General features: G+C 38.3%; 21 protein-coding genes. 13 read left to right on the top strand and 8 right to left on the bottom strand.

Features of this window, described 5'->3' with window-relative positions; all coding sequences use genetic code 11:
* Positions 1–151: 151 nt before the first annotated feature.
* Together ACM0OY_RS34115 and ACM0OY_RS34110 are read right to left on the bottom strand one after the other, a co-directional pair.
* The gene (locus ACM0OY_RS34115; protein WP_414573199.1) at positions 152–682 is read right to left on the bottom strand and encodes a hypothetical protein; all 531 of its coding nucleotides are present in this window, start codon (positions 680–682) and stop codon (positions 152–154) included.
* A gap of 457 nt (positions 683–1,139) precedes the next feature.
* The gene (locus ACM0OY_RS34110; protein WP_414573198.1) at positions 1,140–2,006 is read right to left on the bottom strand and encodes a WYL domain-containing protein; all 867 of its coding nucleotides are present in this window, start codon (positions 2,004–2,006) and stop codon (positions 1,140–1,142) included.
* Positions 2,007–2,101: 95 nt separating this feature from the next.
* On the opposite strand from ACM0OY_RS34110, the gene cas3 reads away from it, so the two are divergent.
* The 13 genes from cas3 to cas2 all read left to right on the top strand — a co-directional run bounded on the left by cas3 (position 2,102) and on the right by cas2 (position 15,347).
* Positions 2,102–4,294, top strand: a complete 2,193-nt coding sequence (cas3, locus tag ACM0OY_RS34105; RefSeq protein ID WP_414573197.1) for a type I-D CRISPR-associated helicase Cas3' — start codon at positions 2,102–2,104, stop codon at positions 4,292–4,294.
* 316 nt (positions 4,295–4,610) lie between these two features.
* Entirely contained in the window at positions 4,611–4,799 is a 189-nt protein-coding gene (locus ACM0OY_RS34100) for a hypothetical protein (protein WP_414573196.1), read from the top strand.
* Positions 4,800–4,872: 73 nt separating this feature from the next.
* On the top strand, positions 4,873–5,112 hold the full coding sequence (locus ACM0OY_RS34095; protein ID WP_414573195.1) for a DUF433 domain-containing protein: 240 nt from the start codon (positions 4,873–4,875) through the stop codon (positions 5,110–5,112).
* Positions 5,109–6,128, top strand: coding sequence for a PDDEXK nuclease domain-containing protein (locus tag ACM0OY_RS34090; protein WP_414573194.1), 1,020 nt, complete (start codon positions 5,109–5,111; stop codon positions 6,126–6,128). Before ACM0OY_RS34095 ends, ACM0OY_RS34090 begins: the two co-directional genes overlap by 4 nt.
* Positions 6,129–6,186: 58 nt before the next feature.
* Positions 6,187–6,639: a type VII toxin-antitoxin system MntA family adenylyltransferase antitoxin gene (gene mntA, locus ACM0OY_RS34085; protein ID WP_414573193.1), complete on the top strand. Its 453-nt coding sequence runs from the start codon at positions 6,187–6,189 to the stop codon at positions 6,637–6,639.
* Positions 6,636–7,079: a type VII toxin-antitoxin system HepT family RNase toxin gene (gene hepT / locus ACM0OY_RS34080; protein ID WP_414573192.1), complete on the top strand. Its 444-nt coding sequence runs from the start codon at positions 6,636–6,638 to the stop codon at positions 7,077–7,079. The genes mntA and hepT overlap by 4 nt, the downstream gene beginning before the upstream one ends.
* Positions 7,072–10,449, top strand: a complete 3,378-nt coding sequence (gene cas10d, locus ACM0OY_RS34075) for a type I-D CRISPR-associated protein Cas10d/Csc3 (protein WP_414573191.1) — start codon at positions 7,072–7,074, stop codon at positions 10,447–10,449. Before hepT ends, cas10d begins: the two co-directional genes overlap by 8 nt.
* Positions 10,450–10,562: 113 nt before the next feature.
* Positions 10,563–11,591 carry a type I-D CRISPR-associated protein Cas7/Csc2 gene (gene cas7d, locus ACM0OY_RS34070; protein ID WP_414573190.1) on the top strand — a complete coding sequence of 343 codons (1,029 nt, stop codon included), beginning with the start codon at positions 10,563–10,565 and terminating at the stop codon, positions 11,589–11,591.
* Positions 11,592–11,596: 5 nt separating this feature from the next.
* Positions 11,597–12,316, top strand: a complete 720-nt coding sequence (gene cas5d, locus ACM0OY_RS34065; protein WP_414573189.1) for a type I-D CRISPR-associated protein Cas5/Csc1 — start codon at positions 11,597–11,599, stop codon at positions 12,314–12,316.
* A 50-nt stretch (positions 12,317–12,366) separates the two neighbouring features.
* Positions 12,367–13,185, top strand: a complete 819-nt coding sequence (gene cas6, locus ACM0OY_RS34060) for a CRISPR-associated endoribonuclease Cas6 (protein ID WP_414573188.1) — start codon at positions 12,367–12,369, stop codon at positions 13,183–13,185.
* 58 nt (positions 13,186–13,243) lie between these two features.
* On the top strand, positions 13,244–13,837 hold the full coding sequence (gene cas4, locus ACM0OY_RS34055; protein WP_414573187.1) for a CRISPR-associated protein Cas4: 594 nt from the start codon (positions 13,244–13,246) through the stop codon (positions 13,835–13,837).
* 133 nt (positions 13,838–13,970) lie between these two features.
* Complete coding sequence (gene cas1d / locus ACM0OY_RS34050) at positions 13,971–14,975, top strand: type I-D CRISPR-associated endonuclease Cas1d (protein WP_414573186.1); 1,005 nt, start codon at positions 13,971–13,973, stop codon at positions 14,973–14,975.
* Positions 14,976–15,059: 84 nt separating this feature from the next.
* Positions 15,060–15,347 carry a CRISPR-associated endonuclease Cas2 gene (gene cas2 / locus ACM0OY_RS34045; protein WP_414573185.1) on the top strand — a complete coding sequence of 96 codons (288 nt, stop codon included), beginning with the start codon at positions 15,060–15,062 and terminating at the stop codon, positions 15,345–15,347.
* Here cas2 and ACM0OY_RS34040 read toward each other — a convergent pair.
* From ACM0OY_RS34040 to ACM0OY_RS34015, 6 genes are all read right to left on the bottom strand, one after another.
* Positions 15,344–15,709 (bottom strand): hypothetical protein, encoded by a 366-nt coding sequence (locus tag ACM0OY_RS34040; protein ID WP_414573184.1) that lies wholly within the window; start codon positions 15,707–15,709, stop codon positions 15,344–15,346. The genes cas2 and ACM0OY_RS34040 overlap by 4 nt on opposite strands.
* A gap of 6 nt (positions 15,710–15,715) precedes the next feature.
* Positions 15,716–16,201 carry a hypothetical protein gene (locus ACM0OY_RS34035; RefSeq protein ID WP_414573183.1) on the bottom strand — a complete coding sequence of 162 codons (486 nt, stop codon included), beginning with the start codon at positions 16,199–16,201 and terminating at the stop codon, positions 15,716–15,718.
* 8 nt (positions 16,202–16,209) lie between these two features.
* Entirely contained in the window at positions 16,210–16,473 is a 264-nt protein-coding gene (locus ACM0OY_RS34030) for a hypothetical protein (protein ID WP_414573182.1), read from the bottom strand.
* Positions 16,473–17,054: a hypothetical protein gene (locus ACM0OY_RS34025; RefSeq protein WP_414573181.1), complete on the bottom strand. Its 582-nt coding sequence runs from the start codon at positions 17,052–17,054 to the stop codon at positions 16,473–16,475. The genes ACM0OY_RS34030 and ACM0OY_RS34025 overlap by 1 nt, the downstream gene beginning before the upstream one ends.
* Before the next feature lie 133 nt (positions 17,055–17,187).
* Positions 17,188–18,033 (bottom strand): hypothetical protein, encoded by an 846-nt coding sequence (locus ACM0OY_RS34020; RefSeq protein WP_414573180.1) that lies wholly within the window; start codon positions 18,031–18,033, stop codon positions 17,188–17,190.
* Positions 18,034–18,036: 3 nt separating this feature from the next.
* Positions 18,037–20,387, bottom strand: a 2,351-nt coding sequence (locus ACM0OY_RS34015) for a hypothetical protein (protein ID WP_414573179.1), incomplete at its 5' end; no start/stop codon positions are given.

Genomic DNA, 20,387 nt, shown 5'->3' with positions numbered 1-20,387 from the left:
TTCTCAGTATTTACTTATCTTTACATAGTTTAGTTTTTTCGCGCCGACTTACTTATACGGTGGGGTAGCACAGCTAGCTGTGCAAGACTACGAATTGTTTGTATTGGATGTAATTGCAAAATGCTATCAGCTAGCTAGGCGATCGCTTAACTCAATGTTGAGGGAGAATGCAAGTTACGGAAGTGAATAAGGAATTACGAAATTTCACACTGGGTGATTGAGCCACTAGAAATACATTGTGATTGGCATCTACTACCCACCCTTGAGCTTCCACAATTTGAGTAGGGCTATTGACAGAATTGAACTTTTCTAGGTTGATTTTTGTGTTTGTTTCCTCCTGTGCTTTTTTGCTATGAGTATCTCTAGCCCGATTTTCATAGTCCGCGTCTGGCTTTACCCAATCGGTTAGCACTGCATCACCCATTAAGGGTTCCGTGGGACTCGCCGGTATTCCGCCACGTCCTGCAATTGTGAGTAAAGGTAAACCAAAACATTTATTATTCGGTGCAAACCACGCTGTTCCATACAGAAATTTCCACGGGCTGTCATAATCTGGCAATAAGGGATAAAGTCTAAATATCCTGTGAAGTTTAACGCTTTCTGGTTCTGGTGTGTAGCTAGAATTGACACTATCTCTGACCTGTTCTAAATTCGATTGTTGAGCTTGGATAGAGATACTCATGAATGCACTACTTATTACAATTCCTAACCCTGACAACCAGTAGCAGCAAATATTTATCCTGGACACTATACCCCTCCACCCAAGTACTAGTTTGTAAATAAGAGTTACCATCACCAGTTATCAGTAAACTATTTGACTGAAAATCAAAGTCATCTTGACTACTGCTCAGTTTCAGGACACAAGTTTTATGCAAAATCTGCCATTTCTTTACAAAAATACATTACACTACTTGCTATGTGCCATCTGTGTAATGCAGACATCCTGAGCAATGTAAGTTGAAATTTCATTTACTCCCTATTAGGGATTGAAACGTAGTAGCTTGCCCCTTCTGGTTCCCACAGTTCTGTTGAAATTTAATTAACTCTCTATTAGGAATTGAAACTTGAAAATGACGGCGAAAAAATAACTATGGGAACCGCTATATTTTCAAGGCAAGTATAATATTGTTCTCTAAACTTTAAGAAGAAACTTCAAGCTTATAATGCTGGCAGAGAGTTTTAAGTTTTCCGAGTATGAGTAGTTGGACATTTTCTGGCGATACAATCACACAATCTGGTGCATATTGCATCACTTCCCGAATGAACCAAAAAGTATTAGAGACACTCCTGACAACTCGCTTCACCCGTTGTGTGTCTAGTAGCCATTCACTTATCTTATCTTCTGGCTTGGCTTGATAAGCAAAACCCAAATTACCTAGTAGATGCATTTCTACGTCTATCTGTGCTAACCCAGTACGCCACTCACCATCAACAGGTAAAACAGCAGCCTCTTGAATACGGTCTAAACGCAAACTCCAATTATGCCGTAATTGTTCGACATCAGAATTACCCTCTGTCTCTTCACACCAGCAATCTAAGTATTGACGCTTTTCATGGGGTGTAACTTTGGCATAGCGAACAGTAAAATTAAATACTCGTTGTGCCGCATCTTGATAACTGAGTTGAAACGCTTGCTGGCGTAAGATGTAACGGTCAATTTCCAAACGCCACTGTGGGGTTAAATTTCCCAAAAAGCTTTCGATTTCGGTACGCAGAGGTATTGGTAGTTCGCTACGTTCTAGTAATAATTGTGCTACTATCTGTGCCTGATCGTTTTGCCCATTGTCAGTTAATAGGCGCATTGCACGGTCAAGGGCACGGATACGCGCTTCTGACCAGTCATGATTTTTACCAATAATTAAATGATGGCGAGCGATCGCTTCTATTAACTTGGAGATGTTCGGGCGATCGCCCCACATCATACCAAACTCCAGCGCCAGGTTTTCTAATTCGGTTTTATCCTGTTCCCGCAGAGACAGAGTTATCGATTGACCTTTACGACTCATTTTGTACGGACACTTTATACAGTATTTTGTTGCCAATCTATATTTTGCGTGTCAATATAGTTTTTAACAACCAGTTACGGACACTATTTAAGTGTATGTCCAACGATTACACAATAACTCTCAAGCCTGTGTATTCTCAAACAGTGGTGACACCATCAGGCTTGAAAATTCCTGATGGATGGTCATTATCTTGGCATCAAGTTGAAACATTCAACGCACTACAAAACCCAAATATTGATGTAGTATTCAACACTGCTATGACTGGCGACGGTAAAAGTTTAGCTGCTTATTTAGAAGTGCTTCAAGGTGAATTTTCCGCTATTGGACTTTATCCAACTAATGAATTAGCACGTGACCAAGAAATACAAATTCAAGGATATATTGAAGAATTTCAACCTAGAGATAAACCGCGTATAGTGCGACTGAGTGGGGCTGATTTAGAAATTTATGCCGAGAATGAAGGATTGAAAAAAAGTGCTGCGATCGTAACTCTCACAAATCAAAGAGAAGCATTATTAACTAACCCTGATATTTTTCATTACTTACATCGAGGTGCTTATATAATTCCTGGTGACAGTCCGGATAAATTATGGGGAAGAATAGATAAAGACTTTGATTTATTTATTTTTGATGAATTTCATGTTTTTGCCGCGCCTCAAATTGCTAGCGTAATTAATACAATGCTGTTAATTCGCTGTACAAACCGCCGCAAAAAGTTTTTGTTTCTTTCAGCTACACCAGATAAAAATTTAATTAGCAGATTGCAAGCAGCAGGTTTTCGCTGTCAAGAAATTAACCCTTTGGAGCAAAATAAATATCAATTTGCTGATACTATAAAACAAGAAAATGAACTGCGATCACAGGGATGGCGACAAGTAGCACGGGCCATTTCACTCAAATTTATTTCTTTGGAACCTTCTTTTAAAGCTTCGGAAACTTGGTTAAGAGAAAATAGTAACTTGATTTTGGCTCAGTTTCAGCAGTATCCAGGAAGTAAAGGAGCAATTATTCTGAATTCAATTGCAGCAGTCAAACGCTTGACTCCATTTTTTCAAGAAATATTACAGTCTCATGGCTTGACTGTGGGAGAAAATACGGGATTATCAGGAAAAGGACAAAAAGAGCTAAGTTTATCTGCTGATTTAGTTCTTGGCACAAGTACCATTGATGTCGGGGTAGATTTTAAAATTAATTTCCTAATTTTTGAATCATCGGATGCAGGTAATTTTATTCAACGTTTGGGACGGCTAGGCAGACATGATGGCTATGAAAAAAATGGTGATATAGTTAAGTTTGACAACTTCACAGCTTTGGCTCTGGTTCCCAACTTTTTAGTAGAGCGTTTATTTCAGGTAGAGTCACCACCTTTAGCAGTTAATAGTATTTGCGATCGCCCCACTCTTCAAACAATAATTAAAGAGCAATATCGCCAAATCAATGATTTTCATGGTTATTATCGCCGTTGGGGTGCTGTGCAATCATTTTGGCTGGTTTGCAAATTAAGCGATCGGACAATTAAACAACAGTATGCCCAAAGCCGAGAGCAGTTTCAAGTAACTTGTGAAGCAGTATTTGAAACCAGTTTAAAATCCATAGCTGGACGTATTCAAGGATGGGCTAAAGATTGGCAAGCGCTTTCAGGTAAATCAGGAAATCCCATTGCTGATGATGCTGCTAGTTTTCGAGGTTCTAGTCCTCTGCAATGCGGAATTTACGATTTAACGGAAGCAAACGAAGTAGACAAATTTAAAACCTACGATTTACCAGGAATTTTAAGCAACTTAGAAATTGAAATGTGGACAGAAGCGGCGTTTATACGGACACTCCAAGAAACCGCCCAACGCACCGGACAACCCATAGCCAAAGGTAGATTTGCTCATTGTCTGGCATTTATCAAGTTGCGTTCCTACCGCGAGGAACGACTGAACTGGAAATTTACCTATTCAGGCGACTTGCAGCCGAAAGCAGACGCTTGGAAAGTGCAGGTTTTAAAGGGTGTGGAAATTTGGCAACCTGAAAACCACTGGATTGGGGAAATTAACAAACGCCTGAAAAAACAAGGTTTAGTTTGTTATGTGATTCGCCATCCAGTTGCAGAGGTACGGATGCGGCTGCGGCTACCAATGCACTTTCAGATTTACCCAATCAGCGACCAGTACAGCTTTCATGATGTTAACGCGCCCTATGCGATCGCTTTCGGTCACTCTGCACTGCTGCTAGATACGCTAGCGTACACGTTTAAAAGCAAAGGAGATGAGATATGGGTTGCTTCAGGTTTCAATCCCTAATAGGGATTTTGATCACTGATTTACAGTGGGAGGGCGTAAGCCTGCAAGTGCAGCAACGGAAATTTCAATCCCTGATAGGGATTATTAGTTACCCTCTACATTCAATTATATAGAAATGTGTCCTCAAAATTTAACTTGTCTTCAGATGCTGAACTTATAAAGGTGTGTTAAAGTCTACTTGGTGGCGTGAGCCTTCAAGTACAAAAACGGAGAGTAGCCGTTCCGATGCTTGCATCCGTCCGGCATATCAGCTTGTTTTAAACACTAAAGGGCATAAACCACCATTCAGACAAATCCAATAATGGAGATAACAAAAATGAGTGGTGAACAATTAGTTCTCTTCGATGTGGAACTTTACACAATTGAGCAGGTTGCTCCAGTAAATAGTAAAAAGTTTCAGGTTGAAGAAGTTCAACAGTGTGTCAGGTATGAGCAACTCGAACTCGACCTATTCCCACAACAGCCTCATCAAATTCCTAGAGAGTTATTGATATTGGCTGCGTAAGTTAACTAAGGGGGCTAAGAATTCATCATTTCAAAAGCCCCCTCTCTAAAGTTAAACACCTTAGAGGTAAATCATGAACGAACAAAAAGTTTTGGAAAGAATCACAGTCAACCCCAAAATCTTTGGTGGTAAACCTATTATTCGCGGTCGTCGCCTTGCGGTTGAACATATTTTAGGAATGCTGGCCGCAGGAGATACTATCGAAACTTTGCTAGAAGGTTATCCCTGGCTAGAAAGAGAAGATATACAAGTCTGTTTAATCTACGCGCGTCAGCTAGTTGGTGATGAACGAGTAGAACATTTTACGTTATGAATAACCCAATTTCAGATAATTACATAAATTTGCTAATGGAAATAAAACAGCGCATTCGTTCAGCCCAGTACGAAGCACTAAAAGCAGTTAATCGTGAAATGATTAACTTATACTGGGACATTGGACAGATGATTGTTACTCAACAGCAGGGCGCTAGTTGGGGCAAATCGATAGTAGAACAGTTAGCAAAAGACTTACAAGCAGAGTTTCCTGGAATTAGTGGATTTTCTGCTGCTAACCTCTGGCGAATGAGGCTTTTTTATGAATCTTATGTCAATAATGAAAAACTCGCACCAATGGTGCGAGAAATTGGATGGACTCACAATCTAGTCATTGTAGAAAAGTGCAAAGATGACCTAGAACGAGAATTTTATATTAGAATGACTCGCAAATTTGGCTGGACAAAAAACGTTTTGATTCACCAAATTGAAAATCAAACTTATGAAAAGACTCTACTGAATCAAACTAACTTTGATAAAACTGTTCCTGCGGAAATTCGTAACCAATTAAAACTAGCTGTTAAAGATGAATATACATTTGACTTCTTGGAATTAGCAGATGAACACAATGAACGACAACTAGAACAGGCAATTTTAACCAGAGTTGAACCATTTTTGCAAGAGATGGGCGGTATATTTGCTTTTATCGGTAGTCAATATCGACTAGAAATTAATAATGAAGAATATTTTATAGATATCTTATTATATCATCGCCGTTTAAAGTGTTTGGTGGCGATAGAACTTAAAATTGGTAAATTTTTACCTGAATATGTCGGAAAAATGCAGTTTTATTTAGCTGTTTTAGATGACAAGGTAAAGCTACCTGATGAAAATCCTTCCATTGGAATTATTCTTTGCAAATCTAAGCAGAGAACAATAGTTGAATATGCTTTGAAAGAATCGAATAAACCAATTGGGGTAGGTACTTATCAAGTAGTATCAAAATTGCCTCAAGAATTACAAAATCAGCTTCCTGCTCCAGAGCAAGTTGCCAAATTATTGGAAGGAGTTGAATAGAATTATAGAGTGAGCAACTGAATGTTGACGATTATTTATCCAACTGGAGAATCATCAAATGCAAAACAATACTCCAACCATCTCAGAACTGCAAGAACTTTCATTACAACTTCCTGAAAAAATTCCTTACATAAAAATGTTAATTTTGTTTGGTTCTAGAGCTACTGGTAACACAAACGCTAAGAGTGATTGGGATTTTGCAGTTTTGTATGATGAAGAACAACGTGAGGCTTACGTAAAAGATAATGCTTTTCGTTTATTTGAATTACCTATGCGAATTGGCACATTATTCAATATTAATTCTGACCATATTGATATTGTGGAATTAAATCATTGTTCAGAATTAATCGCACATTTTATTGCTCGTGACGGGATTATCATGTTTGAAAATTTTCCTGGACAATTTGAGGAATTTAGATTAAAGTCATTAAAATCTAAATCCGAATTAAAAAAATTCCGTGAAAAGCAACACAAAATTATTGAAATAGAACTAAATAAGTGGAGAGTATGAGTGATATAGAACCCGAAATAGTTTTAGTTAGACTAAGATTAATCACCAAATATTACAACACGTTAAAAGAGTATCGCTCTACTAGCCTTGATGAATTCTTAGCTGATTTTCGTCAACAACTTGTTGTAGAAAGACTACTGCAATTAATGACTCAGGCTGCAATAGATATCAATGAACACATATTATCAAAATTAAGTCCTGGAAATTCTGCTACCAATTTTGAAGCTTTCATTGAACTTAGCAAATATCAAGTAATTACACCAGAATTAGCACAACAAATAGCACCATCATCAGGATTAAGAAATCGTCTTGTTCACGAATATGACGAAATAGATCCGCACCAGGTTTTTAACTCTATCAGTTTTGCATTGCAACAATATCCGCTTTATGTCCGCCAGATTAACTCTTATTTAATTTCATTGAGTCAAGAAGATGGCTAAAAAAAGTAGAATTTCAGATGAAGATAAACAATTATCACTTTTAGAAACAGAAACCGATGCCAAATCTGAGGTATTAGATGATGATTGGTTGTCGGGTGATTTTGGCTTTGATGGTGATTCTTCAGACCGCACCATCGAAATAGAAGGTGAATTACTCACACTTAAGCTATTGCGTGAAGCAATTCAGGCTCAAAATCCAGGCGATAAAGTGATGGCGGATTTTGCCGAATATGTGTTACCAAATCTGCTGCGAATAGCAATTGGTGTAACTGCTAAAGGTGGTAAGTTTTTTGATGAAATTGACCAAAAAAGAGAAGCAGAAGGTAAAAGTAAAGTCAGGCGAGATAACGCGGCAGACCAATCGTTAAATACTCACTTACTCAATGGTTTATTTCCTGCAAATTTAATAGAGAAACGATTAGAAAATCTCGATACCACCGTCCGGCGAGTAGTGAAAGAACGGGAACGGCGATTAGTAATTGCTGGATTTATTCTACATGACTTTGAAAAATTTCCTGATGCACCTGAAGAATGTCGCAAGTTACCTTTAGATAAACATCGGCAAATCATTGAGGAAAAAGTTCAAGAATTAGGACTTGATAAATTTATCAATTCAGAGCATCCCGAAGCGTATAAAGAATATATCGATGATTTGTTGTGTATGGCTTATAATGCACAAAGTCGTTGGGATACTAACTGGAATTTTTCTGAATTTGGTCTAAATCCTGTTCTTAAAGACCGCACTATTCGGAGTTTATGTGATTTAACTCGTTTAGCTGATTTACTAGCATCAGTTATTAAACATCCCCAAGATGCAGAACATCGGGGATTAAATGACATTCTGCACACTCTTAGTGATGGACAATTACAATTTACCTATCACCGCATTGCTGAAAATCGCGGTGTTTTAACTAATGTTGTAAATAATGCTGTAATTCAAGCTCATACTAGCCTCAACACCAATGAACATACATACTATGAACCTTTACTATATCTGCCAACAGGTGTAATTTACCTAACTGCGCGTAATGCTCCTCCTATCTCAGCCAAAGATTTACCAGACCTTGTAGTTAACAGTATTAAATCTCTGTGCGCGGGTCAATTAAGGCTTAGACAAACAGGATTTGGTCGAGATGGTAAAGGCATGAAATATGCCGAATATTACAACTTATTTTTTGATTCTCCAGGCTTGATGCAAGTAGCTTTAGATGCAACGTTACGCATTTTAAATTCTAATAAACCATCTGTTGCTAAAAGCCGGAGTGAAAATTTAGTCAAGTTTCAACAACAAGGAGTTTTACCACCTGAATTTGATTTTAACTTTGCTGATGATATCCGCATTGACCAAATAGCAGAGTTTGGTGATTTAGTGAGTCGCAAGATTTGGGAAGAAACTGTTAATCGTCTTGAAGCTGTTCGCAAAAAAGATAAAAAGTTACCAGAAATACCTCCTTTAGATTTGACTCAAAAAGTAGCTGAATTATGGAATTTAACAGAGTATATACCCCAAATTCGCCACATTCAGCGCATCAATGAAAGCCTAAAAGAAAACAAGTTAAAGGGAAATACAGGCGGAGTTCCTTATGAATGGTACTATCTAGCTGCTAAATATCTGGAAAAACATCCTGGGATTGAAAATGTTAGAGAAAATTGTCAGGAAGTTATTCACTACTTAACAAACTTAATTTCTCCTATTCTTGCACAATATAAATTACCTGATGGTTGGGATGATTTAAGGCAATGGGTATCACGAGTTGTGATGTTACCAACTACAAATCAAGAGCCATTTGAAACTCAAACGGAGAATTTTCTCAATGAGTTAGGTAACTACAATGCTGCTAAAAAACCAGGACGAGGACGACAATTAATCTGTTCAATTTCTCATTCTGCTTATACAGTAACCGAGCAGATGGAATCAGCAGTTTTATTTACACCCCAAGTTTATACAAATAAACAAATGTTGGGTGGTTCTAATGCCAAGCGGAATATTTCTAGCATTGCAAGTGTGGAAATGATGCTCAGGCAAATTTTGATGAATCAAACGCAAGCAGTAGGTAAAAGATTTGAAGATGGTAAATATCGGTATCTCTATTTTTATCCCACCTATTATTTTACTCCAGAAACTAATAAATTTTTACAAAAAGCTTATAGTGGAATTGCTCAAACTCGCTTTGATACGAGTGTTCGCAATCATTTTATAACTAAAGATTTACAAGCTCATTTAGCTAAAAAAGACTATCAAAGTGTAGATAGTTTTTTGATTGACGAAAACTTAGAAGACGAGAAAGATCGGACATTTAAGCTTTCTTATCCGGAAGACCAGCCTTTAACATTTTACTTCATGGCGCTACCACCAGGACGAGATAGCACTGATACAGAATCTTGGGTAATGCCTAGCTGGTTAGCGTTTGCTTTTCCGATGATTTTGGATGTGAAAACAGTAGTTTCTGAGTCACCAATTCCACCATTTAATGATGGTGCTGAGTTTGAAGAAAGCGTTTTTCTTGACAGTGCGCCTCATGCGTTTCGCGCTTTAGTAAAAAGGGACAGATTTCGGTTGGATTACATTCTTGAAGGTTGGAATGAAAATGGTATTGAATATCCAGCGCCTTTAAATGTACTTACCGCTGCTTACGCGATTCATTTAGATGTGAATGCGCGACAAGGAAAGTCTGGTTATGATGCCAATTGGGGAAGATTTACAGAACTAGCAAAGGATTTTGAAACTAGTCCGCTGTATGTCTTTTCTTATCTTAATCGTTGGGTACGTAATCAGGGAGTGGAAACAGCCAGAATTGAAAAAATTCGGCTTTATACCTATCATTTTTATCCATGCTTTGACCCTTATGCACAATATAACCCCATTTTGGAGGAATTGACTGTGGGAGAAGAATCATATCTGCATCATCCTAAAAAATTAACTGAACTTTACCGCAAATTTTATAGAGCTAAATCTAGCAAAGGAAAACCAATTAAATCAAATGCTATTTTGAAACCAATTGATGAAGCTGCTGATACTGTTATCAAAGCTGATAAAGGATTTTTTCAAGGGGAAGTATTAGTTGATGCTGTAGCAGGAAAAATTTTCAAATTGATGGAGAGAGTACGTAATTCAACAGCAGAAGGGCGTTGGATTATTGCTCATCGTGATGAGGAAAGAGATGCAATTTTAGATTTTGCAAGATACTTTGTTATAGAAGTTTTTGAAAAATCTTTTGCTAGCGATCGCGCTCGTTTAGCAGGCCGTCAACTTAACCTCATAAAAGATACTTGTGAATTTCTATATCGTCTAGAAAATGATAAGGAACGCCGTGATAAGGCTAATAAATCTAATGATGATATTTCTGATGATGGTGAGGATGGAGATTAACAACTTATTCCAGACTAATACTATCCTTTTGAGTTTTCCATGAGGATAAATTTATCCTTAATCTTATATCCTCAAGCTATGTTGTGTTTATCCAAAAACTGGAGATAAAAATCATGTCATTTCTAAAAACAACTGACTCAAAGTTCTTCCACGATGCAATTCCCTACAAACCGATGGGTAAATATGCCCACTTTCTAACCATTCGTATTACCGAATCTTATCCGCTATTTCAAACAGATAGTGAATTAAATAAAGCACGAGTAAGGGCTGGAATCAAAGATAGAAACACAATTAGCCGTCTATCAATGTTCAAACGTAAGCAGTCTACACCAGAACGTTTAGTTGGTCGTGAATTACTGCGTAACTATGGTTTAATGACTGCTCAAGAATGCGAATATAACGTAGCCTTCGCAATGGATAATCCTGATTGTATTATTTACGGATTTGCTATTGGTGATTCTGGCTCTGAAAAATCCAAAGTTGTTGTCGATACAGCATTTTCAATTACAGCTTTTGATGAATCACATGAAAGTTTTACCTTAAATGCTCCTTATGAAAATGGGACAATGGCAGCAAAAGGAGAAAAGAAATCAGATGGAAAATTAGATGGTGAAATAGGTGCAGTCACAGCTAGAATTAACCAGCAAGACCACATCAGACCGCAAGTTTTCTTCCCCAGTATTGTCACATTAAAAGACCCTACTGAAGCTAGTTTTCTTTACGTCTTTAATAACATCCTGCGTACTCGTCACTATGGAGCGCAAACAACCCGTACAGGTCGCGTTAGAAACGAATTAATCGGTGTTATCTTTGCAGATGGAGAAATTACTAGTAACTTGCGCTGGACTCAGGCAATATATGACAAAATGCAGTCAAACAAAACTATTAATTCTCCTGAACCTTTAGATGAAGATGATGTAATTATTGCTGCTAAAAGTGCAATCGAGACATTAATGGCTGATGAATTTATCGTTCATACCGACTTTATCGGCGATGCTTTTGTACCTCTGCTGAATGAAGTTAAGGTTCTCACAGGTAGCGAAACAGGAATCAAGTCAATTTTACAAAAAGCTGATGCAGAAGCTAAAGAATACGCCAAGAAACACATCAGCAAAAAGAAAACTGCTGCTAAAGCGGGATAATAGCTATGCCAATCATTTATTGCTGTCAATTAGAACTTCATGACAGTCTGTATTACGCTACTCGTGAAATCGGACGACTTTACGAAACAGAACCAGTAATTCACAACTACGCACTCTGCTACGCCTTAGGATTAGTAGATAGCGAAATTTACTCTACCACTGTTACTGAAGAAGATTCCTATCGTTACTTTTGCCCTGAACAAGTTCCTAAATATGAGGTACATTTAACACCGCTAAATCAACAAGGAATTTATGTAACTCCTGCGCGTGCAGTTAAACATACTGCTATTCTCAACACCTGGAAGTATGCTAACAATAACTACCATGTGGAAATGGAGAAAACGCAAAAAAATATTCCTAGTTTTGGTAGGGCAAAAGAAATTGCACCAGAAAGTCAATTTGAGTTGTTTATAATTTCTCAAAAGCAACTCAAGTTACCAAAATGGATTCGTTTAGGGAAATGGATGAGTAAAGCTGAACTCACTATTCAAGAAGTCAGCAAAATTGAATTAAAAACAGGTGACTTCTCTTTTTCTTACCCATTAAATCCTTTGGATGTGATGTTTACCCAGCAAGTTGTTAGCTATGATGTGGTAAATATGCCCCCGGTGAGTCTGATTCAAAATGTCAGCATTCGCCAAGGAGAATATTACGAATTCGATAATCCCAACAAAACTGAAAAATTGCGCTTACCTGCAAAAATGCAGTATCGATTTAAAGCTTAATTTCAAGTGGTGGGCAATGCCCACCCTACATCTACCATTTTAAATTATTCATGCCTCACAGCCTCGTCCTCAACCTCATTCCCCAATCTCCTATCTACCCGGAGTTCCTCACTGGGAGACACTACCACGCACTATTTCTCACTCTCATCAGTTCTGTTGATTCCAGCTTGGCAGAGTATTTGCACTCCTCCAACGCAGATAAAGCCTTCACTCTCTCACCGTTGCAAATACAACGACAACACAAGCAACATCACCAGACGTTGCAATTTAGTCATCAAAAGCCTATCCCGGCTGGTACTCCCTGCTGGTGGCGTATTTCTCTACTCGATGACACTTTATTTAGTAAACTAACTGGACTGTGGCTAAATCTTAATCCGGAACATCCTTGGCATTTGGGTTCTGCAAATCTACATATTACCAGTATTCAAGGTACTCCCCAATCAATGCAACCTTGGGCTAATGTTTGCAGCTATACACAATTGTATGAGCAAGCATCGCCAAGCGATCGCACTCTCAATTTCACCTTCGCTACACCTGTATCCTTCCGTCAAGGTGGATATGATAATGTCCTTCCTATCAAAGAATCTGTGTTCAATAGCCTTTTGAATCGTTGGAATAAATACAGCGGAACTGAAATCTCTAGTATTGGCATTGAATCAATTTATCCTAGTGCTTTCAATATTAATACCGAAGTTATAAGCAACTATGAAAGTAAGTTTATAGGTTGCATTGGCAGCATTAACTATCGGATTTTGGGAGATGTTGAAGCCTTGGCAATTAAGCAAATTAATGCTTTAGCTGACTTTGCATTATACGCAGGATTGGGGCGTAAAACGACTATGGGAATGGGAATAGTACGCCGAGTATAGACTGTATCAATTTTAGATTTTGAATTTTGGATTTTTAAATCAATAATTAATTAAAGTTATGAATGACAGTGATTACATTTCTATTGCTGCATTAAATCAATATAGCTACTGTTCACATCGCTGCTGGCGAATGTTTTGTGCGGGAGAATTTATTGATAATCAATATACAATTGAGGGCACAAGTTTACACGATCGCGTGCATAAAACTGGAGACGTTAACCGCGAAGAAACTTGGCAAATAAGAGCGATTTGGTTGAAATCAGATAGATATAAATTAATAGGTAAATCTGATTTAATTGAATCTGAAAACGGTGAATTTTATCCAATCGAATACAAACGAGGACGTAAGGGCGAATGGGATAACGATGAATTGCAAGTTTGCGCTCAAGCTTTGTGTTTAGAAGAAATGACAGGTCAAGTTATCAATACTGGCTATATTTACTATGCACACTCCCACCAACGGCAATTAGTCGAGATTTCTCAAGAATTGCGTCAAAATGCGATCGCCACTATTGAAGCTGTGCAAACACTGTTATTTACAGGCGCAATGCCCAAAGCTATCAAATCAAAACGCTGTGATGGATGCAGTTTATATTCACAGTGTTTACCTCAAGCTACAGAAAAAGTAGGACGCTATCAAGAAGCTAATTAGTGAGAATTCAGAAGTAAAACAAGTTTATACATCAATACAGTTCAGTTAAGCGTAAAAATATTCTTGTAGAGACGCGATTCATCGCGTCTGAAAGACCAGTTTTTTTTAGCAACAATTAATCGGAGATGTAATTATGGGTACAGTATACGTCACTCAAGAAGATGCTTTTATTGGCAAAGTTGATGAACGGTTACATGTCAAATTTGAGAAAAAGACTATTTTAGATGTCCCATTAATCAAGATAGATGGTGTTGTAGTTTTAGGACGCGCTACTGTTTCGCCAGCTGCTATCTCTGAACTATTAGAACGACATATACCTGTTACTTTTCTCACAGAAAATGGTCGTTATTTGGGAAGAATAGAACCAGAAGTTACCAAAAATATCTTTGTGCGTAAAGCCCAATGGCAAGCAGCCGGTGAATCAGCCCAAGCAATTCATGTAGTACAAGGTTTTGTGCGCGGGAAGCTAAAAAACTATCGGAATCTCCTCATCCGGCGTCAACGTGAAAATCCAGATTTAGATTTATCTGTAAATGTAACGCGTTTAGAACAAGCGATCGCACCAATTGATACAACTAAAAATATTAATTCATTGCGTGGGTTAGAAGGTGCTGGAAGTGCTGCCTATTTTGGTTGCTTCAATCAACTTATTCGGACTACAGAATTTACTTTTAATAAACGTGTCCGCCGTCCTCCAACCGATCCGGTTAACTCTTTACTTAGCTTTGGCTATTCATTATTGCGGCATGATATTCAAGGTGCAATCAATATTGCCGGATTCGATCCATATTTAGGATATTTGCACTGCGATCGCTACGGTAGACCATCACTAGCATTAGACTTAATGGAAGAGTTTCGTCCTTTAATTGTAGACGCAATAGTATTGTCTGTATTAAATAGACAATTGTTAACAAAAGCATATTTTATTACAGAACCTTTGAGTGAAGCAGTTTCTCTTACCTCAGAAGGACGAAAAATATTTTTGCAGCAATATGCACAAAAGAAACAATCCCAATTTAAACATCCTGTTTTCGGACGCAAATGCACTTATCAAGAAGCATTTGAATTACAAGCTCGATTATTAGCGAAATACTTAATGGGTGAAATTGAAAAATATCCACCATTAGTTTTGAAGTAGAAAGTAGAGACGCGATTAATCGCGTCTGTACAATAATTATCTGTCATTAGTCATTAGTGTAGAAAGTGGAGAAAAAAACTAGCAATGAATGTTGTTGTGTCTTATGATATTTCAGAAGATAAACGCCGCACCAAAATTCACAAAATTCTCAAATCCTATGGACAGTGGGTACAGTACAGTGTATTTGAATGCCATCTGACCGATACTCAGTATGCAAAATTGCGATCGCGCTTGAACAAGTTAATCAAGCCTGAAACCGATAGTATCCTCTTTTACTTTTTATGTGCCTGCTGTCTCGGTAAAGTGGAACGTATTGGTGGGGAAAAAATTCGTGATGACTCTATTTTCTTTGCCGAATCCCCAGAGGGTTAAAACTTGTCATCGCGGATCTGAAACCCAGAATTTTTGTTCAAAAATCCAACAATCTGCTTGACCCAGTTTGCCAGTCGGTCAAATTTATGCTTGATGAGTGATTCCAGTCCGTTGAGTCGATATTCTGTAAAGAGCTTCTTTTCTTTATATTCGACCAAGTGGACATCTACCTTTTTCTCTACTTTGTAAAGCCTGTCTACAAAATTATCTTTAAGCTGATCGACGGCATATAGCAATTTATTCTCTACCTTGTCAATCTTGCTATTAATATTAGCCTCAATTTGGGCTAATCGATAAATAGCTCCCACTACTGTTAATAGCCCGATAATAATAGTCAGAGCGTTGTTAATATCAATTTTCATTGCTTCTCAGCCATTGAGTAATTGGTCTAGCTTAAAGTTAATGTTTGCAAATTCTTGACCGAGCAATATCTCCTCTGAAGTGTCATCGACACCTGTGTACTCCCACACATTCACAGCAGCACGAGTAAACCATTTTGGTACTTTGACGCTGACACCATAAGATGTAGAAATTTTATTAAAAAGAATCAGGTTAATTTGGTCTAAAAATAACGGTTTTCCTTGAGAGGTGGTTGCATCTTGATTGCCACCAACAACAAGCCCTGTACTGATTTTTTGATTAATGTATCCTGCGAACCTCCATGTAGAACCGGAGGGAACATCAGTATCCACACTAACTGCAAGAATAAATTTATCTAGCACAAATGGGACTAATATTTCTGGAATGGGACTATTCAGATAGCCCCCATTTTGCATAGGAACTTGGACAGCATTAACGTTAGTAGAGTAGATGCTTTGCCAATTATCACTATTACTTAATTCAACTACTCTCACCCTCTGAATTACCCGTGAGAAATTACAAAATCAACGTGATCAGCAAACTCATCTAATATCTCAAATGGATTAGGGATACCGTAATACTCCAGCTTGTCGAGGTATTCAACGATATCAATTTTCCCGGTTAACCAATCCCTACCCGCTTGGTTGATGGCAAGCATTCCTATGAATTCAGCTTCAGAACAGTTACCATCAACATCGACGGATAGCAGATCTAACGAATCATCTGGAGTCCAAATAATTCCAGTTCGTTCTGCTATCTTGCTCATTAGCCCTCAGGAGTGAATCTAGCGCGGTTTTTACCGCCGTTTCCTGCAATGAAGGTGGTGTAAGCTGATTCACCTTTGATGGCTAAAACAGCCGCATCATAATCTTGACCGCCAGTGTTTTGGCCAAATTCACCAGTAACAGAGTCTACGTCAGGCTTTTTATATCCAGCGCCAGTAATCCGACTGTTTTTTGTTGTTGTACCAGGCACAACAGAAGTTAGGGTTAACTTGGCTGACTTAAATTTTTGCACGTCAATAAAAAGTGGGGTGGTTAGTCCGGCAAACTCAGTAGCAGTGGTGGTGTAGCTGGCAAGTAAGCCACGAAGCACGGTAGCTACTCCAGAGCCTTGGCCTGTTTGTCCATCCTTGATTAAATTGGCAGGAACATAAACCTTAGTGTTGCCAGCAGTACCGAATGGTGAAATATAACCTTTTTCTCTTTCTGTTTTCGCTCGTTTAGTTTCATCGGTGATAGCGGCGTATGCAGCTTGCCTTTGGTCTGGAGTCATTGCCAGCCAAAGTTTGTACTTGTCATAACGCGATTTCTGCGATTCAAAGCGTTGCAGATCTCTAAAACCCATATTATTTACTGGTGATAGTTGTTACAGATACCAGCAACTCTAACCCTTTAAAACCCTTAGAACTTTCTACGGAAACCTATTAGGTTTTTATCTTTATTTTCAGCAGCAGTCAGCCTGTGATACCCATTGCATCTCAAGGATATTTGACTAATCCCTGATTCCTAAGCGTTGTATCCAGCAAAAAGACTGGTGGCACGAGATTACCCAAAGATATGTACGCACTCCTAAACCGGAGAAGCGCCACAGGCCTATAGCGATGATTTTGTACCTGTTTGCCCAAGATCGTGACTTTCCCGGCTGTTGCCGTTGTTGTGCTGGGTTTGTCCGGATCGTTGACGATCACTCTTTCTGCTTGGAAAGGTACATCAATGACGTTACAAATTTTTTGATAAATTTCTACTCCGTCAGTTCTGGAGTTTACAAGCAAATAATTCCCTTTTGGAAATCCATTGTCAGGGTCAGTGTAACTAGCTGATTTATTTCCCGTGGTGTAACTTATTCCCCTACCACTTGATAAAAAAGTAGTTTTAATTTCGTTAGCAATTTCTGTCATGTTCGCTTTGGTAATAGCTGGTTTAGCATTTCCAGAAGCACAAGAGAATTTCATCAATCTCACAGATTTTTCATGCTGTATCGGTGATTCTTCAGGAGGAGAGGCAGATTCATCTTGAGAGAACACAAAAAATAATTGTGGATGACCAGCAACAGGGGGAGCGGTATCAAGTCTGTTGCCATAAAAAACAGCGAGATTTTTACGCCCATAGCCAATAATGTTATAAAAAAGGTCTGAACGCATCCAAGATGCGTACATATTATCATTGTCTAAAGCTCGACAAGCTAGCTTTAAAGATGGTCTCACCCCAGACAAATCACCATTGCCTTGAACATCTTTGAAGTATCTATCAACCCGGCGATTATGTTCTTGATTCCAAGTTCTCTGGAGATGCTCAATGTTATCAAAACCTTCTGGCAAGGACATTGTTTAATCCTCCCCATCAAATAAGTCTGAAAAATCAAAATTCAATGGTTGAGAATCAGCCTTAGACTGAGTTTCTTTGGTTTTTAATTCATCAGGTTCTGGAATGGGTGTAGCTTTGTTTGCAGGTTTGTCGTCTTCTTTTATCGCTTTTACAAATTCGGTTGCAGCCGTTGTTGATTCTGTCACGGCATTTACCACGTCTAAAGGTGCTTGTGTCACCATTTGTATGGTGCTTGCTCCATTCTGTAAACTTTCCAATGTTTGCGTGACGCGATTAAATTTAGGCTGGGGATTCATCCAGCCATAAGCGCTTTCAAGAATGACTCCGCCCTTTCTTAAAGCATTCCCGATCTTCCCTGTGTAAGCTGCTATTAATTCAGACGCTTGTAGAATAGTTTGCGACAAGCTCAAGAAGCTATTAAGAACATTAGTTGTCGCTTGATAAATTCGATTAGCCTTTGCCCATGATTCTTTAAGCGAACTGTAATTATCTTCCCCTATAGCCCCCTTAATTAAATTTTCAATAGAGCCACTAATTACCGAGCCAATATCAAAAGCGCTTCCATCTTCTTTTTTTAATCCTATTAACTGCAATACATTATTGATTATTCCAACAAAAGTTTGTCCGATGTCATTAGATAGCATTAATCCGTTGTGGGTGGTAGCAGCTAGAATCATAATATTCAGTACTCTATCAAGGTGCATCCAGTCGGCGAACCTTGATAATTTACCGCCAATCCCACCCGGTAACTGTTCACCCAATCTTTGTAAGATTGTTTGCTGACCCATTAGCAACGCCCCATTTGCACCAGTATTAATAACATCCAGAGCATTGATTCTATTGTTTGTATTTTGGTTAATGTTGGCCACACTGTCATCTAAAGCTCTCCTCATACATCCACCTGGCTGGGTAGTTCGACACGTCCCAGTTGCAGCTGCATTTTCTATCTGTGGAATTGTCGGAATATCGGGTCTGATTGCGGCGGCGGTTAATGCCGGAATGAAAGGAAGTCTATTGATTATTTCATCTAGTTTTGGTAACGCTGCACTATTCACTTTCTCTTGTTCCCTTAGCTTCGTGTCAATTTTTGTAATATCCGTCTTAGTAGTATTAATGTCCCGGTCAAGCTGTTGTAAATCACCTTTCAATAAACCTAAAGACCGTTTATTTTCACGGTCGAATTCCTCAAAACGTTGGTCAGATGTCAATTCACTCTGACGTTTAAAATCAGCGAATCTTTGGTTAAAATCTTGAGATAATTTTGATTGCTCAAGTCCAAGAGTTCCTAAAGCTTTGTCATTTTCTTTCTTAAACTCTTGAAATCTCTGTTCGGAAGATAAATTATTTAATCGATTGAAATCTGCTAATTTTTTATCAAAATCCTTGCCAAGATTAGATATTTCCAAATCTTGAATACCAAGAGCTTTGTTATTATCAGCAATGAACCGATTAAATTTATCGTCTAATTGTTGCTGAATTGGGGCAAGATTTGGTGCGCCTTTATTTCGTGCTTCATTCATTGCCGCATCGGCTTTGTTATCTACAGCATTAATAGATTTACCCAAACTACTTACAGAATTAGCTAATACTGGGATTTGTGCAGTCTGAGACTGAAGTCCATTAATGATATTATTTGTGTTCGCTATTTGTGATTGCAATGGAGCAACTACAGATTTAGCCGCTGCAATAGCATTAGCTGTAATGCTACTTGTATCAATATTCTGTGGCTTAATTACTGATATTTGGGCTTTTGTTGCTGCTAAGTCTGATTGTAATTTGGAGATGGTAGCATTTACTGATTTCTGAAAAGCATCTGAGACGCTGCTATTAAATTTCGATATTTGAGCATTAATAGATTGAATTTTAGTATCAAAACTTATCCGCTGCTCTGTGATTTTGGACTCAACAACAGCCTTATTTTGACGGAATTCGTACAAAGTATCATTAGCCAACTTCCGGGCTGATTCAGCCAAACCAGTGACTATTTTTCGCCCTTCACGAGTTTCATAAAGAGCGTCGTTAGCTTGTTTTTTGGCTGCTACCACATCCTGACCAGTTTTTTCAACTGATTTGTTGAGTCTGGCGTAATCCTTGGCGTTGGCATCCAGTTCTTTGCTAATTTTGGCGTTGAAATCGTCAACTTTTTTATTTAAGTTTTGGACTTTAGAGTCAACAGTTGTCAACAACGTTAGGTTTTTTGAAAGGTCTTTACCGAGTACATCAAGGTTCTCGAAGGTTCTATCGCTAACGAATTCTTGAAGCTTGAGTAAACCAGTAATTCCAATCACAGCCAATAAGGCAACAAGTCCACTAGCTTTACTAGCCTTATCTGTTTCTCCAGTGCCAGGTATCT

It is taken from the genome of Nostoc sp. CCY 9925 (assembly GCF_963920935.1).
Classification (GTDB): Bacteria; Cyanobacteriota; Cyanobacteriia; order Cyanobacteriales; family Nostocaceae; genus Nostoc.
The sequence above is the reverse complement of the archived record's forward strand: the minus strand, read 5'-3'. Positions and strand labels throughout refer to the sequence as shown.